Origin of the sequence: Actinoallomurus iriomotensis (assembly GCF_030269445.1) — a bacterium.
GTDB lineage: Bacteria > Actinomycetota > Actinomycetes > Streptosporangiales > Streptosporangiaceae > Actinoallomurus > Actinoallomurus iriomotensis.
The window spans coordinates 53,160-67,173 of the sequence record NZ_BSTJ01000022.1; the positions used below are offsets into that span (position 1 = coordinate 53,160).

The window sequence follows — 14,014 nt, forward strand, 5'->3', positions numbered from 1 at the left end:
CACTATCCCGAACCATCACGTCGTGCACGATCTTCCCCCGTCGGCGGAATGTACGCCGTCGCGGGCGCCTGCCTCCGCATTGTTCCATTCTCTGGCACATGCCATATCACCCGACATGGCATGTCCTCTCCGATCGTTTCAGTTGATGGGGGTCCATGGGGCCGAACGTGCGGTAAACACCGGGAAAAGTGGATCACTTGGCGTTCCCGCAGCGCTCGGGTTCAGCCGCTGAGCGCGGCCTCCAGCCTCGCGAGCCCGGCCGCCCGGTCCCGCAGATGCAGCCGCACGACCGTGTGCCCCCGCGTGCGCAGCGCCCGCAGGTCGGCAAAGGCCTGGGCGCGCTGCAGCGTGCCGAGGGAGTACGGCCGGCCGGGCACGTCGACGTCGGCGGTGACCGCCCCGGTGATCTGCAGGAACACGCCCGTGCGCGGTCCGTCCTTGTACACCTGGCCGGTCGAGTGCAGCAGCCGCGGCGCCAGGCCGAACGCCGCCTGGGCGTCGCGCTCGTGCGCGGCCCGGCGGGCGAGCGGCGGCCGCAGCCCGGTCGTGTCGTCCGCCGCGTCGAGGTAGGCCATCACCGCCACGTAACCGTCGGCGGGCACGGCGTGGGTGAACGCGTCGAGGACGTCGCGGAGGTCCTTGGCACCCTCCAGCATGTCGCCGGTGGCGTGCACCTCCACCTCGCCGTCCACCAGGACCGGCTCGCAGCCGATCACCACCGGGGGCGTGCCGTCCTCCGCGCCGCGCAGCAGGCCCGACAGGGCCTCCTCGGACTCACTGATCGCCGGCCGGTCGAACGGGCTGACGCCGATGACCCGGCAGGCCACCGCCGCGGCGTACTCCCACAGCAGGAACAGCGCGCCCAGCGGCCCGGACACGGCCAGCCCGGTGCCGTCGGCGGGGTCGCCGAGCACGAGCCGGCGCACGTCACGCGTGGCGCCGAACCCCGGCGCGGCCGGGCCCTCCACGACGACCGGCACCAGCCCCCGGCCGTCCTTGCCGGTCGACTCGGCGACCAGCTGCTCGATCCAGCGGTCCAGGCCCAGCGGCCCCGAACCGTCATCGGCGATGAGCAGCCGGTCCCGCCCGTTCGCCGGCGCGGTGCCCAGCGCGGCGCCCAGCACCAGCCCGGGGTTGTCGTAGCCGAGCAGCAGCGAGGGGACGAGTGCCTCGGCCTCGTCCAGCAGCCGCCGTACGTCGGTCCCGCAGAGTGCCGCCGGCACCAGGCCGTAGGCGCTCAGCGCGCCGAAGCAGCCGGCCACCTCCGGGTCGGCGGCGACGAACGTGTGGCCGGGGGCGTCCAGCGGCGAGCCGGGCGGTCCCACGACCACGATGCGTCCGGCCGGGTCGATGCCCGCGTCGCGGAAGGCGCGCTCGAAGACGCGCCGTACCGCGTCGGTCTCGACCGTCTCGGCGCCGGAGACGACCAGCAGCGTGCGATCGAGCGGACCCCTGGCCGCGCGCCGCACCTGGTGCGGGTCGACCGTGTCGAGCAGGGTGAGGTCCGCGCCCTGGCCGCGCGCGATCACCTCGGCGGCCAGGCAGGCGCCGCCCGTGCCGGCGAGAACGACGTGGTCCAGGCCCGCGAAGCGCTCGGTGAGCTCGTCGAGGCGGGGGAGCAGCCGGCGCGAGCGTTCGGGCGCGTGCACCCAGCCGAGCCGCCCGGCCGCCTCATCCGTCGCCTCGGGCCCCCACAGGCTGGCGTTGCCGGCCATCAGGGCGGCCGGCACGCCGTCGGCGGCCAGCCGTTCGAGGACGCCGTCTGACTCACCGACCGCGTCGCCCTGGACGGTCACCGACACGCCGCCGCCGGTCACGCGCAACGTCACGGGGCCTCCTTCGCCGACCCCGTGACGGTGACGTCGTGCCATATCGCTCTCTCGCTCACAGTGCCTCCCAGGTTCACCCCGTACCCGGGCTGGTACTGCCCGTTCCAGGCCGGACTTACCCTGCCTTGGCCTCCAGTTCACCCTTGACCGTGTCGAGGAGCTCCTTCCAGGAGGCCTCGAACTTCTCCACGCCCTCCTCCTCGAGGACGCGGACGACGTCGTCGTAGTCGACGCCGGCCTCCTTGAGCGCGGTCAGGTGCCGCCGGGCCTCGTCGTACCGGCCCTGGATCGTGTTGCCGGAGATGCGGCCGTGGTCGGCGGTGGCGTCGAGCGTCGCCTCCGGCATCGTGTTGACCACCTGTGGCGCCACGAGCTCGTCGACGTACATGGTGTCGGGGTAGTCCGGGTTCTTCACACCGGTCGAGGCCCACAGGGGACGCTGCGGGCGCGCGCCCGCGTCCTTGAGCGCCGTCCAGCGGTCGGTGCCGAACTTCTCCTCGAACAGGGCGTACGCCAGGCGGGCGTTGGCGATGCCGGCCTTGCCCTTCAGCTCGGTCTCACCGAGCTTGTCCAGGCGCTTGTCGATCTCGGAATCGACGCGGCTGACGAAGAACGACGCCACGGACTCGATCTTGGACAGGTCGTGGCCGTTCGCCCGTGCCTTCTCCAGCCCCTCGAAGAAGGCGTCGATGACCTGGCCGTACCGCTCCAGCGAGAAGATCAGCGTGACGTTCACGCTGATGCCCTGCGCCAGCGTCTCGGTGATCGCCGGCAGGCCGGGGAGCGTCGCGGGAATCTTGATGAAGGTGTTCGGCCGGTCGACCAGCCACCACAGCGCCTTGGCCTCGGCGACGGTCTTCTCGGTGTCGTGCGCGAGACGCGGGTCGACCTCGATGGACACGCGCCCGTCGACGCCGTCGGTGCGGTCGTAGACCGGCCGCAGGACGTCGGCCGCCCACCGGATGTCGTACGTCGTGATGGCCCGGACGCCCTCCTCGACGTCGACGCCGCGGACCGCGAGCTCACGGACCTGCTCGTCGTAGGCCGAGCCCTTGCTGAGCGCCTTGGCGAAGATCGTCGGGTTGGACGTCACCCCGACGACGTGCTTCTCCTTGATCAGCTGGGCGAGGTTGCCGCTCTGCAGACGCTCGCGGCTGATGTCGTCGAGCCAGATGGACACGCCCTCGTCGGAGAGCGCCTTCAGGATGTCACTCATCTCTCTCCTCAGTTACCGGTCGTCGAACCCTGACCGGTCACGTTCACCTTCGTGAGGCTGGAACGCGCCGCGGCCACGACCCGGTCGGCGGTGAAGCCGAACTGCTGGAACAACGTCTTGTAGTCGGCCGACGCGCCGAAGTGGTCCAGGCTCACGCTCTCGCCCGCGTCGCCGATGTAGGTGCGCCACCCGAGGGCGGCCCCGGCCTCCACGGACACGCGCGCGCGCACCGCCGGGGGGAGCACCTGCTGCTTGTAGGCCTCGTCCTGCTCTTCGAACCACTCCACCGACGGCATGGAGACGACCCGCGTGGGCGTGCCGTCGCGCTCGAGGACCTCACGGGCCTCCACCGCGATCTGCACCTCGCTGCCGGTGGCGATGAGGATGACGTCCGGCTGCCCGTTCGAGGCGTCGACCAGGACGTACGCGCCCTTGGCCGTGCCCTCGGCGGAGCCGAACTCCGAGCGGTCGAACGTCGGCACCTTCTGCCGGGTGAGCGCGAGGCCCGCCGGGCGGTCGGTGTGCTCGAGGATGGTCCGCCAGGCGACGGCCGTCTCGTTGGCGTCCGCCGGCCGGACGATGTCGAGGCCGGGGATCGCGCGCAGGGCCCACAGGTGCTCGACCGGCTGGTGGGTCGGGCCGTCCTCACCGAGGCCGATCGAGTCGTGCGTCCAGACGTAGGTGACCGGCAGCTTCATCAGCGCGGCCAGCCGCACGGACGGACGCATGTAGTCGCTGAAGACCAGGAACGTGCCGCCGTACGGACGGGTGCCGTCGTGCAGGGCGATGCCGTTCATGATCGCGCCCATGCCGTGCTCACGGATGCCGAAGTGCAGCGTGCGGCCGTAGCGGTTCCCGGGGTAGTCCTTGGTCTGGTACTCCTCGGGGATGAAGGACGGCTCGCCCTTCATCGTCGTGTTGTTGCTGCCCGCCAGGTCCGCCGAGCCGCCCCACAGCTCCGGCAGCACCGGGCCGATCGCGCCGAGGATCTCGCCGGAGGCCGCACGGGTCGCGACCGCCTTGCCCGCCTCGAACTCCGGCAGCTTGGCGGTCCAGCCGTCCGGCAGCCGGCGGACGCGGATGCGGTCGTACTCCGACGCGCGCTCCGGGTTGCCCGAGCGCCAGGCCTCGAAGGCCTTGTTCCACTCGGCGTGCGCGGCACGGGCGCGCTCGACCACCTTGCGCGCGTGCTGGAGGATCTCCTCGGGCACGTCGAAGGTCTTGTCCGGGTTCTGGCCGAGCACCCGCTTGGTCGCCGCGACCTCCTCGGCGCCGAGCGCGGCGCCGTGGGCCTTGCCGGTGTTCTGCAGGTTGGGCGCGGGCCAGCCGATGATCGTGCGCAGCGAGATCAGCGACGGGCGGCCGAGCTCGGCCTTGGCGGCCAGCAGCGCGCGGTAGAGGGCCTCGGGGTCCTCCTTGTAGCCGTCGTCCGAGGTCCAGTCGACCTTCTGGACATGCCAGCCGTACGCCTCGTAGCGGGCGGCGACGTCCTCGGACTTGGCGATCTGCGTGTCGTCCTCGATGGAGATCTGGTTGTCGTCGTAGATGACGATGAGGTTGCCGAGCTTCTGGTGACCGGCGAGCGAGCTGACCTCGTGGCTGATGCCCTCTTCGATGTCGCCGTCGGAGACGATCGAGTAGATGTAGTGGTCGAACGGGCTGTCGCCGAACGACGGCTCCGGGTCGAACAGGCCCCGCTCACGCCGCGCCGCCATCGCCATGCCCACGGCGTTGCCCAGGCCCTGGCCCAGCGGGCCGGTGGTGGTCTCGACGCCGATGGTGTGGCCGTGCTCGGGATGGCCCGGGGTCAGGCTGCCCCACTTGCGCAGGCCCTTCAGGTCATCCAGGGTGAGGCCGTAGCCGGACAGGTACAGCTGGATGTAGAGCGTCAGGCTGCTGTGACCCGCGGACAGCACGAACCGGTCGCGGCCGGCCCAGTCGGGGTCGGTCGGGTCGTGGCGCATCACCCGCTGGAACAGCAGGTAGGCGGCCGGCGCCAGGCTCATCGCGGTCCCGGGGTGGCCTGAGCCGGCCTCCTCGACGGCGTCCATGGCGAGCGCGCGGACCGTGTCCACGGCCCGCTGGTCCAGCTCGGTCCAGGTGAAGGTGTTGTCGGAATCCGTACTCACGAGACGCTCCAGGCTCCTCTCGGCTACGTGCAATGCCCCCGCGGCCCGCCCACCCGCGGGCGGAAAAGCGTGCCTCGATCCGGGGAGCACCTTGATCAGGCCACTCCTCGGGCCCTCGGCGAGCCTATCGCCCGGGACTCTTTTGCCGGGCGCGGGAGCCTATGTGTCGTTTAACGTCGTGTCGCGTACGGCACTTCCCGCGATCCCGGACGCGAATCATCCGGCGCGTACGCGTGTCCGCCCACCCCGATGACGGGGTGCGCCGACACCGGGACTACAGTGATGGCGCGGCCGTGGCCGGTGAGTGATAAGGCCCGGGATTCAGTGCAAAGCGGCGGTAAAGATTCGAGGATTCGTCATAGTGCCCCTTTATGTCGAGAACACGCCAGTGGACGTCCCGTGACGGTGGTCATCAACCGTCCCGTGCGGACGCCCGCGCCCGTGGGTCCCGGCCGCCGCCCGCTCGGCGCGCTCGTCCGCGCCTACGTGGCGCTCACGAAGCCCCGGATCATCGAACTGCTGTTGATCACCACGCTGCCGGTCATGTTCCTGGCCGCCGGTGGTCTCCCGCCGCTGTGGCCGGTCATCGCCACGCTGGCGGGCGGCATGCTGTCGGCGGGCAGCGCCAACGCGCTCAACTGCTACATCGATCGCGACATCGACGCCAAGATGCGCCGCACGCGCCGCAGGCCGCTGCCCATGGTGCAGGTCTCGCCGCGCGAGACGCTGGTCTTCGGCATCGCGCTGGCCGTCGCCTCGACCCTGTTCCTCGGGCTGGCCCTCAACTGGCTGGCCGCCGGCATGTCGGTGTTCGCGATCTGCTTCTACGTCTTCGTCTACTCGATGCTGCTCAAGCGCCGCACCACGCAGAACGTCGTGTGGGGCGGCATCGCCGGCTGCATGCCCGTCATGATCGGCTGGTCGGCGCTGACGGGGCGCCTCGCGTGGACGCCGCTCGTGCTGTTCCTCGTGGTGTTCTTCTGGACGCCGCCGCACACGTGGACGCTCGCGATGCGCTACCGCGAGGACTACGCCGCCGCGAACGTCCCGATGCTGCCGGTGGTGGCCACCGAGCGCCGGGTCGCCATCGAGGTGATCGTCTACACCTGGGTCACGGTGGCCTGCTCGCTGGCCCTGTGGCCGGTGGCGCACACGACGCTCTTCTACCCGGTCGTGGCCGCGGTGCTCGGCGCCGTCTCGCTGCTGGAGGCCTACCGTCTGCTCGGGCGGGTGCGCCGTGGCGTCACCGGAGCGGTGCTCAAGCCGATGCGCTACTTTCACCTGTCCAACGCCTACCTGGCGCTGCTGTTCCTGGCCGTCGCGATCGACCCGCTGCTGCACTGAGGTTAATGTCGCGGCATGGCGCGCGTTGATCCCAAGGCGGTCCTTGAAGGCCGCATGCCCGGGCGGGCACCGGTCGGTCTGATCGTCGGACTCATCGTCTCGACGTTGTGCGCGCTGATCGTGCTGGGACTCGACGCCCTCAACGGCGCGCCGTTCGTCATCGGGCTCATCCTGGCGATCCTGCCGGTGCCGCTCCTGGTGGCGCTGGTCCTCATGCTCGACCGGCTGGAGCCCGAGCCCTGGCGCGCGCTGCTGTTCGCGTTCATGTGGGGCGCGGGTGTGGCGGTGCTGGGCGCGCTGATCCTCAACACCGCGGGCTATGAGCTGCTGACCAAACCGGTCTTCGGCGAACGCGGCGAGCTCGTCACCGCCTCGATCGGCGCGCCGCTGGTGGAGGAGTCGCTCAAGGGCGCGGTGCTGTTCGGATTCCTGTGGTTCCGTCGGAACGAGCTCGACGGCCTGACCGACGGCATCATCTACGCGGCCATGGTCGCCCTCGGCTTCGCGATGATGGAGAACATCGGCTACTACATGCGGGCGATCAACCAGCACAACATCGAGGCCGTCTTCATCATGCGCGGCGTGATCTCGCCGTTCGGGCACCCGCTGTTCACCTCGATGACCGGGCTGGGGGTGGCGTACGCGGCGCTGCACCGCGGGGCCGCGCGGGTCGCCGCGCCCGTCGCCGGGCTGTGCGGGGCGATGCTGCTGCACGGCGCCTGGAACTTCTCCAGCGCCTTCGGCCTCAAGGGCCTCACCGTCGCGTACGGCATCGACTTCTGCATCATCGTCGGCCTGATCGTCATCGTGGTCCGCGAGCGGCGCCAGACCGTACGCCTGATCCGGCTGCACCTGCCGATGTACGCCGGCACGGGCCTCGTGACGCCGCAGGACGTCCAGATGCTCGGCAGCATCGCACTGCGGCGCCGGGCCCGGCAGTGGGCCCGCATGGCCGGCGGCAGCCAGGCCGCGCGGGCCATGGGCGACTACCAGCTGGCCGCGACCGAACTCGCGCTGCTGCACCAGCGCGCCGAGCGCGGCGTGGCCGAGCCCGCCTGGTTCTACCGGCGTCGGCTCGACCTGATGAATCTCATGCACGTGGCGCGGCAGGCCTTCCAGGTGCGCCGGACGCGCCCGCTGATGCCACCGTGGGCCGGCCCGGACCAGTCGGGCTTCCTGCGCCCGGGCCCGTCCTTCGGCCCGCCGCCGCCCGGCCCGTTCCGCCCCCAGGGCCCGTACGGTTCCGAGGGCCCCTACGGCCCCCAGGGCCCGTAGGGCCCGGCCTGACGCACGCGGTCACGTCAGCGGCTCGCGCACCTCCGGCGGCTACAAGCACGAGGACGACCGGCTTCGCGGCTTCAGCATGACCCACATCTCCGGGCCGGGCTGCACGGCCCGGACCACGTCCAGACCTTCCAGCACGCGAACGAGCAGGCCTCACCCGGCTCGTACGCTATGACGACCAACACCGGGATCAGGAGCCATGGTCAAGGGCGCGAACCGGGTCGGGGAGGACAAGGCCACCGGCTACACCGAACGGCCCGGCAACGCCGACTACCTCAGGCTCGGCTACGTGCCGGGCGACCCGGCGACCACGCTGGAGTACGGCCTGGCCGACTTCGGCATCGCCCAGCTCGCCCAGCGGCTCGGCGACAACGGCACCTCCCAGGCGTTCATGAAGCGCTCGCACGTCTGGGAGACCATCTACAACCCGGTGAACGACTGGATCCAGCCCCGCTTCGGCTCGAACGGCGCCGAGTAGTAGTCCGGTTTCGTGCCGGCCGCCGCCGAGACGGTCACCTTCTGGTCCGCACGCCCGGCGTCGCCGACCGTGAGGGCGCCCGAGGCGGGCGTCACGGTGATCCCCGCGGGCGGCTTGGCCGAGCCGCTTGGCCGCCTGGTCGCGCCCGCCCATCGCGCCGAACAGGCCGGCGACGTCGGAGTAGGTCATCCAGTGGTACTGGGAGCCGTTGCCCTCGACGTACCAGCCGGGGTCGAACGGCGACAGGAACGAGCCGTCGGTAACGTCCAGGCGAGCGGCCAGGTCGTCGACCTGCCGAGCGCGCCGGCCGGGGCGTCGAAGCCGGCGTTCCTGGGCGCGGCCGGCACCGGTGACGCGTCGTCCACCGTCTACACGGACGGGTCGACGGCCTCGGGCGCGCTGGAGCCCGGCGACTGGGCGCTCGGCGCCGACGCCTACCCGCCGAGGTTCGGCAACGAGATCGTCGCCAAGACGCCGTACCGCAACTCCTCCGAAGGAGGGAAGCAGGAGATCAACATGTACGTGTTCGGCGCGACGCCGATCACGCTGGACCCGGGCCGGCAGGTCAAGAGCATCACGCTGAACACGCCGAAGTCGGGCTCGGGCTCGCTGCAGGTGTTCGCCTGGGCGTTCGCGTGACCGCCTGACGGAATTGGTACGGGGTGCCCCGTCTGTGGTTCTTCACGAGACGGGACACCCCTGCTCTCGGGTGCGGCGCGCTCAGGCGACGATGCGCAGCGGGTTCTCCAACAGCTCGGCGAGCTCTCCGAGGAACGCCGCGCCCGTCGCGCCGTCGCAGGCACGGTGGTCGATCGACAGCGTGATGGTCATCCGGTCGCGGGGGACCACCTCGCCGTCGCGGAACACCACGTCCTTGCGGGTCGCGCCCACGGCGAGGATCGCGGCCTCCGGCGGGTTGATCACGGCGGTGAAGGCGTCCACGCCGAACATGCCCAGGTTGCTCACCGTGAACGTGCCGCCCGACATCTCCTGCGGCGTCAGCTTCTGCTCCCGGGCGCGCCCGGCCAGCTCGCGCGTCTCCGCGCCGATCTGGGAGACGCTCTTGCGGTCGGTGTCGCGGATCACCGGCACGACCAGGCCCTGGTCCAGCGCCACCGCGACGCCCACGTGCACGCGCTTGTGCACGAGCAGGTGCTCCTCGGTGAAGGAGACGTTCAGCACCGGGTTGGCGCGCAGCGCGGTCGCGCACGCCTTGACGATCAGGTCGTTGACGCTGACCTTGGCGGGCGCCAGCGCGGCGTTGAGCGTCGCGCGGAAAGCGAGCAGCTCCTCCACGTCGACGACACGCGTCAGGTAGAAGTGCGGCGCGGTCCGCATGCTCTCGGCGAGCCGGCGCGCGGTGACCTTGCGGATCCGGCTCAGCGGCACCCGCTCGACGTCCTCGTCGTCGGCGGACGCCTGGACCGGCTGCGGGGTTGACGGCGCGGCGGGCTGCGGGGCGGGGGACGCGGTGGACGGCGTCGCGGGCGGCGCGGACCGGACGGCGGAGTCGAGGGCGGCGGCCTCCACGTCGGCGCGGACGATGCGGCCGCCGGGACCCGAGCCGGTCAGCGTGCTGAGGTCGACGCCGTTCTCCCGCGCGATCCGGCGGGCCAGCGGCGAGGAGGGCGGACGGGACCGCGTCGACGCCGAGCCGTTGCCTCCGGCCGAAGGCTCGGGCTCCGCGACGGCGGTGGCGGTGGCGGTGGCGGTGGCGGCGGGGGCCGGGGCGGTCTCCGCCGCGGGCGCCTCCGCGGGTGCCGCGGCGGGAGCGGCCGCCGGGGCGGCGCCATCGGTGACCAGGACCGCGATCGGCGTGCCGATGGTCGCGGTGGCGCCCTCGGGCACGAGGATCTCGCCGAGGACGCCGTCCTCGTACGCCTCGTACTCCATCAGGGCCTTGTCGGTCTCGATGTCGACGAGCGAGTCACCGACAGAGACCTTGTCGCCGGGCTTCTTGTGCCACGAGCTGACGACGCCTTCCTCCATGGTGTCGGACAGGCGGGGCATGAGGATCTCGGACATGGTCTTCCTAACGGCGGCCGGTCGCGGCGAGCGTGTCGCGTACGGCGGTGACGAGGGACTCGGCCGACGGCAGCGCGGCGAGTTCGAGGGGCTTGGAGTAGGGGAGCGGGACCTCGGCCATCGCCACCCGGCGCACGGGCGCGTCGAGCCAGTCGAACGCGCCCTCCTGGATCGTGGCGGCGATCTCGGCGCCGATCCCGTACGTGAGCCAGTCGTCCTCGGCGATCACGGCGCAGCCCGTACGGCGGACCGAGGCGACGATCGTCTCGCGGTCCAGAGGCCGCAGGCTGCGCAGGTCCACGACCTCGGCGGACACGCCGTCGGCGGCGAGTTTCTCGGCGACCTCCGCGGCGACGCGCGCCATCCGCGAGTAGGCGATGAGCGTGATGTCGGCGCCCTCGCGCGTGACGGCGGCCCGGCCGATCTCCGCGGGCGCGACCTCGTCGGGCACCTCGCCCTTGGTGTTGTAGAGCGCGAGGTTCTCCAGGAACAGCACCGGGTCGTCGTCGCGGATCGCGGCCTTGAGCATCGCCGAAGCCTCGGCCGGCGTGCTGGGGGCCAGAACCTTGAGGCCGGGGATGAAGGAGTAGAACAGCTCGACGTTCTGGGAGTGGGTGGCGCCGAGCTGCTGTCCGCCGCCCCCGGGGGTGCGGATCACCATCGGCACGCTGCACTGACCGCCGAACATGCCGTAGATCTTGGCCGCGTGGTTGACGATCTGGTCGAGGGCGAGCAGCGAGAAGTTGATCGTCATGATCTCGACGACGGGCCGCAGCCCGAGCATCGCCGCGCCGATCGCGGCGCCGACGAAGCCCTCCTCGGCGATGGGGGTGTCGCGCACCCGGCGGGGTCCGAACTCCTTCAGCAGCCCCTCGGTGATCTTGTACGAGCCCTCGAACACGCCGATCTCTTCGCCCATGAGGAAGACGTCCTCGTCGCGGAGCATCTCGGCGCGAAGCGTGTCCCGCAGGGCCTGGCGATAGGTGACGGTGGCCATCGGGGCTCCTCTAGAAGACCGGGTCGGCGGGCAGGCGGCGGGACTCGCCCGGTACCGGCGTCGCGTACGTGTAGTCGAACAGGGTGGAGACGTCGGGGTGCGGGCTGTCGTCGGCGAACGCCGCCGCGTCGTCGACCTCGGCCTTGACCTCGGCGTCGAGCTTCTCGCGCGCCTCGGCGTCCAGAACGCCGCTCTCCTCCAGCTCCAGCGCGAAGCGCGCGAGCGGGTCGGCGGCCTTCAGTGCCTCCTTCTCCTCCGCGGTGCGGTAGCGCGCGGGGTCGACGACCGAGTGGCCACGCAGCCGCGGGCTCGTCGTCTCCAGCAGGAACGGCTTCTGCTCCGAGCGGGCCCGCTCGACGGCGGCGTGTGCCGCGTCGCGTACGGCCACCGCGTCGGTGCCGTCCACGCGCGCGCCCTCCATGCGGTACGCGGCGGCGCGGCGGTACAGCTCGGGCTCGGCGGAGGAGTGGTCGACCGTGGTGCCCATGCCCAGGCCGTTGTTGATGACGACGAAGACGATCGGCAGGTCCCACAGCGTGGCCATGTTCAGCGACTCGTGGAAGGCGCCGATGTTGGTGGTGCCGTCGCCCATCTGGCACATGACGACCTCGTCGCCGCCCCGGTAGGAGATGGCCAGCGCGGCGCCGGTGGCGAGCGGAAGCTGGCCGCCGACGATGCCGTACCCGCCGAGCAGCCGGGAGCCGGTGTCGAACAGGTGCATCGACCCGCCCCAGCCCTTGGAGACACCGGTGCTGCGCCCGTACAGCTCCGCCATGACGCGGCGGGCCTCGATGCCGCGGGCGAGGGCGTAACCGTGCTCGCGGTAGTTCGTGAACAGGTAGTCACGCGGATCGAGCGCGGCCATGAGGCCGGTGATCGTGGGTTCCTCGCCGAGGTTGAGGTGGCAGTACCCGCCGATCTTCGCCTCGGTGTACGCCCGCGCGGCGCGCTCCTCGAAGCGGCGGATCAGCAGCATCTGCCGGTAGTAGGCGACGAGTGTCTCGGGCCGCGGCCTGGACTTTCGCGTCCGGCGGGAACGCGCCGGGCTCCTCGTGTCGGTGTCAGCCATCGAGGTTTTCCCCTTCGTACGCAGGCCGCGCGTCCTGGGGTGACCACGACGTGCGCCCGTTAGATCAGCAGCCGATCAATGATCGATCATAGTTCAGTCGCCGGTGCCCTCTGAACGACGGTCATCTACGATTGACGAGCGTGAACGCTCTCAACGCCCCGGCCCTGGTCCGCACCGGCCTCGGGGACCAGATCCGGCAGGTCCTCATCGACCGCATCACGTCGGGGGAACTCCAGCCCGGCGAGCGTATCGTCGAGCGTCGCATCGCCGCCGAACTGGGGGTCAGTCAGGCGCCGGTCCGCGAGGCCCTCCGGCAGTTGGAGGCGCTGCGGCTGGTCGAGACGATGCCCAACCGCGGCGCTCGCGTCCGGGAGTTCACCGAGGTCGACTTCGCGGAGTTCTTCCCCGTACGGGCGGGGCTCGAGGAGACCGCGGCCGAACTCGCCGCCCGTCACCTGGCCGGCCGGGTGGAGGCCCTGGAGGGGCACATCGAACGCCTGGCCACGGCGGAGGGCCCGGACGTGATGCGGCACAGCATCGCCTTCCACCGCGAGATCGTCGACGCCGCCGGCAACCGCCTGCTGCGCGAGGTCTGGGAGTCGCTGGGCATCGAGATCTGGACCACCCTGTCGGTCCGCCGCCACGACACCGAGCTGTGCGGCAAGACCGCCGAACACATCGAGATCGCCGACGCCTTCCGCCGAGCCGACCCCCGCGTCGGCCGTATGCTCCACGACCACGTGATGAAGTACGCGCCCTGACCGATTCATGCCGGGTTACGGTGTCTCCGGGTTATGGAGATCTCCTGAATCGAGGCCCGGTATGGCCTGGCGCAGACTTTCCGACCGCGAGGCCGGACGCGAGCTCGAGGGTCCTTACGAGGGTGTCCCGGCACACCTGGCAGGTCAGCTGGAGCATTGGCTCAAGGAGATGCTCATGTGGCGCCCCAGCTCTGCTGAGGCGAACTCGCTGATCCTCACGGTGGCCGGCATGACCAGAGTGGCGGTCGGGGGGTGGAGCACCCCCAATTACGCCTTTGAGGAGCTTTTCCGTGCGGCGGAGGCGGACCCCGAGGTCTTCCTCGACATTGTCGACGCGACGCTCGCCGTGACGACGGGAGGCGAGGAGGACCTTCGGCGCGCTCTCGAGCTCTGCGGTTCCGTGTGGACCGTTTCTCCGGACGGGAGATCGCTGCAGCGTCGCGTCGCACCGGCCATGGTGAGTGCCGCCGAGCGGGCGATGTCGCCGCTCGACGCGGCGAGCGAGGAACTGCGGCTGGCCTGGGCCGCCGCCTACGGCCGGGGTCCGGACGCGTCCGACGCGTGGGACCACTCGATCAAGGCGGCCGAGTCCGTGCTGATCCCGGTCGTCGTGCCAAAGAAGGCGAAGGCGACGATGGGGGACGTGCTGGGCCAGCTCCGCCGGCCGGAGAACGGCTGGAGGCTGGTTCTTCCCGGGGCGGACGGCGATCACGCCGTCGCTCCTCTGGTCGGGATGCTCCGGCTGCTGTGGCCCAACCCGGATCGACATGGCGCGGGCCAGAGGCGGACGCCGACGCTCGAAGAGGCGCAGGCGGTCGTGCAGCTCACCGTCACGATCGTTCAATGGGCGCGGGACGGCGTTCTGCGGAAGTGAGCCGCGTC

General features: G+C 71.2%; 11 protein-coding genes and 1 pseudogene. 5 read left to right on the forward strand and 7 right to left on the reverse strand.

Features of this window, described 5'->3' with window-relative positions; all coding sequences use genetic code 11:
* Positions 1-221: 221 nt before the first annotated feature.
* The 3 genes from QSK37_RS49780 to tkt all read right to left on the reverse strand — a co-directional run bounded on the left by QSK37_RS49780 (position 222) and on the right by tkt (position 5,096).
* On the reverse strand, positions 222-1,829 hold the full coding sequence (locus QSK37_RS49780) for a glucose-6-phosphate isomerase (protein WP_285636649.1): 1,608 nt from the start codon (positions 1,827-1,829) through the stop codon (positions 222-224).
* A 115-nt stretch (positions 1,830-1,944) separates the two neighbouring features.
* The gene (gene tal, locus QSK37_RS49785; protein ID WP_285636652.1) at positions 1,945-3,045 is read right to left on the reverse strand and encodes a transaldolase; all 1,101 of its coding nucleotides are present in this window, start codon (positions 3,043-3,045) and stop codon (positions 1,945-1,947) included.
* Between the two features lie 8 nt (positions 3,046-3,053).
* Positions 3,054-5,096 (reverse strand): transketolase, encoded by a 2,043-nt coding sequence (gene tkt / locus QSK37_RS49790; protein WP_432705687.1) that lies wholly within the window; start codon positions 5,094-5,096, stop codon positions 3,054-3,056.
* A 477-nt stretch (positions 5,097-5,573) separates the two neighbouring features.
* On the opposite strand from tkt, the gene QSK37_RS49795 reads away from it, so the two are divergent.
* The 3 genes from QSK37_RS49795 to QSK37_RS49805 all read left to right on the forward strand — a co-directional run bounded on the left by QSK37_RS49795 (position 5,574) and on the right by QSK37_RS49805 (position 8,280).
* Complete coding sequence (locus QSK37_RS49795; protein WP_432705685.1) at positions 5,574-6,518, forward strand: heme o synthase; 945 nt, start codon at positions 5,574-5,576, stop codon at positions 6,516-6,518.
* A gap of 15 nt (positions 6,519-6,533) precedes the next feature.
* Positions 6,534-7,793 carry a PrsW family intramembrane metalloprotease gene (locus tag QSK37_RS49800; protein WP_285636658.1) on the forward strand — a complete coding sequence of 420 codons (1,260 nt, stop codon included), beginning with the start codon at positions 6,534-6,536 and terminating at the stop codon, positions 7,791-7,793.
* A 208-nt stretch (positions 7,794-8,001) separates the two neighbouring features.
* Entirely contained in the window at positions 8,002-8,280 is a 279-nt protein-coding gene (locus QSK37_RS49805; protein WP_285636661.1) for a glycoside hydrolase domain-containing protein, read from the forward strand.
* A gap of 168 nt (positions 8,281-8,448) precedes the next feature.
* Here QSK37_RS49805 and QSK37_RS52035 read toward each other — a convergent pair.
* The 4 genes and pseudogenes from QSK37_RS52035 to pdhA form a co-directional block, all read right to left on the reverse strand.
* A pseudogene (locus QSK37_RS52035) lies at positions 8,449-8,895 on the reverse strand (hypothetical protein); the annotation flags it as partial.
* A gap of 105 nt (positions 8,896-9,000) precedes the next feature.
* On the reverse strand, positions 9,001-10,305 hold the full coding sequence (locus QSK37_RS49815) for a dihydrolipoamide acetyltransferase family protein (protein WP_285636666.1): 1,305 nt from the start codon (positions 10,303-10,305) through the stop codon (positions 9,001-9,003).
* Between the two features lie 7 nt (positions 10,306-10,312).
* Positions 10,313-11,302, reverse strand: a complete 990-nt coding sequence (locus QSK37_RS49820) for an alpha-ketoacid dehydrogenase subunit beta (protein WP_285636669.1) — start codon at positions 11,300-11,302, stop codon at positions 10,313-10,315.
* 10 nt (positions 11,303-11,312) lie between these two features.
* Positions 11,313-12,371 carry a pyruvate dehydrogenase (acetyl-transferring) E1 component subunit alpha gene (gene pdhA, locus QSK37_RS49825; RefSeq protein ID WP_285636672.1) on the reverse strand — a complete coding sequence of 353 codons (1,059 nt, stop codon included), beginning with the start codon at positions 12,369-12,371 and terminating at the stop codon, positions 11,313-11,315.
* A gap of 140 nt (positions 12,372-12,511) precedes the next feature.
* On the opposite strand from pdhA, the gene QSK37_RS49830 reads away from it, so the two are divergent.
* Positions 12,512-13,132: a GntR family transcriptional regulator gene (locus QSK37_RS49830; protein ID WP_285584125.1), complete on the forward strand. Its 621-nt coding sequence runs from the start codon at positions 12,512-12,514 to the stop codon at positions 13,130-13,132.
* A gap of 175 nt (positions 13,133-13,307) precedes the next feature.
* A complete protein-coding gene (locus tag QSK37_RS49835; RefSeq protein WP_285636677.1) occupies positions 13,308-14,006 on the forward strand; it encodes a hypothetical protein in 699 nt (232 codons plus the stop codon).
* Positions 14,007-14,014 lie beyond the last annotated feature (8 nt).

Bases quoted from the DNA above. Each gene is read 5' to 3' on its own strand.
- pdhA (WP_285636672.1), bottom strand. From the start codon at position 12,371: ATGGCTGACACCGACACGAGGAGCCCGGCGCGTTCCCGCCGGACGCGA.
- QSK37_RS49805 (WP_285636661.1), top strand. From the start codon at position 8,002: ATGGTCAAGGGCGCGAACCGGGTCGGGGAGGACAAGGCCACCGGCTAC.
- QSK37_RS49820 (WP_285636669.1), bottom strand. From the start codon at position 11,302: ATGGCCACCGTCACCTATCGCCAGGCCCTGCGGGACACGCTTCGCGCC.
- QSK37_RS49800 (WP_285636658.1), top strand. From the start codon at position 6,534: ATGGCGCGCGTTGATCCCAAGGCGGTCCTTGAAGGCCGCATGCCCGGG.
- QSK37_RS49835 (WP_285636677.1), top strand. From the start codon at position 13,308: ATGTGGCGCCCCAGCTCTGCTGAGGCGAACTCGCTGATCCTCACGGTG.
- QSK37_RS49815 (WP_285636666.1), bottom strand. From the start codon at position 10,305: ATGTCCGAGATCCTCATGCCCCGCCTGTCCGACACCATGGAGGAAGGC.
- tal (WP_285636652.1), bottom strand. From the start codon at position 3,045: ATGAGTGACATCCTGAAGGCGCTCTCCGACGAGGGCGTGTCCATCTGG.
- tkt (WP_432705687.1), bottom strand. From the start codon at position 5,096: ATGGACGCCGTCGAGGAGGCCGGCTCAGGCCACCCCGGGACCGCGATG.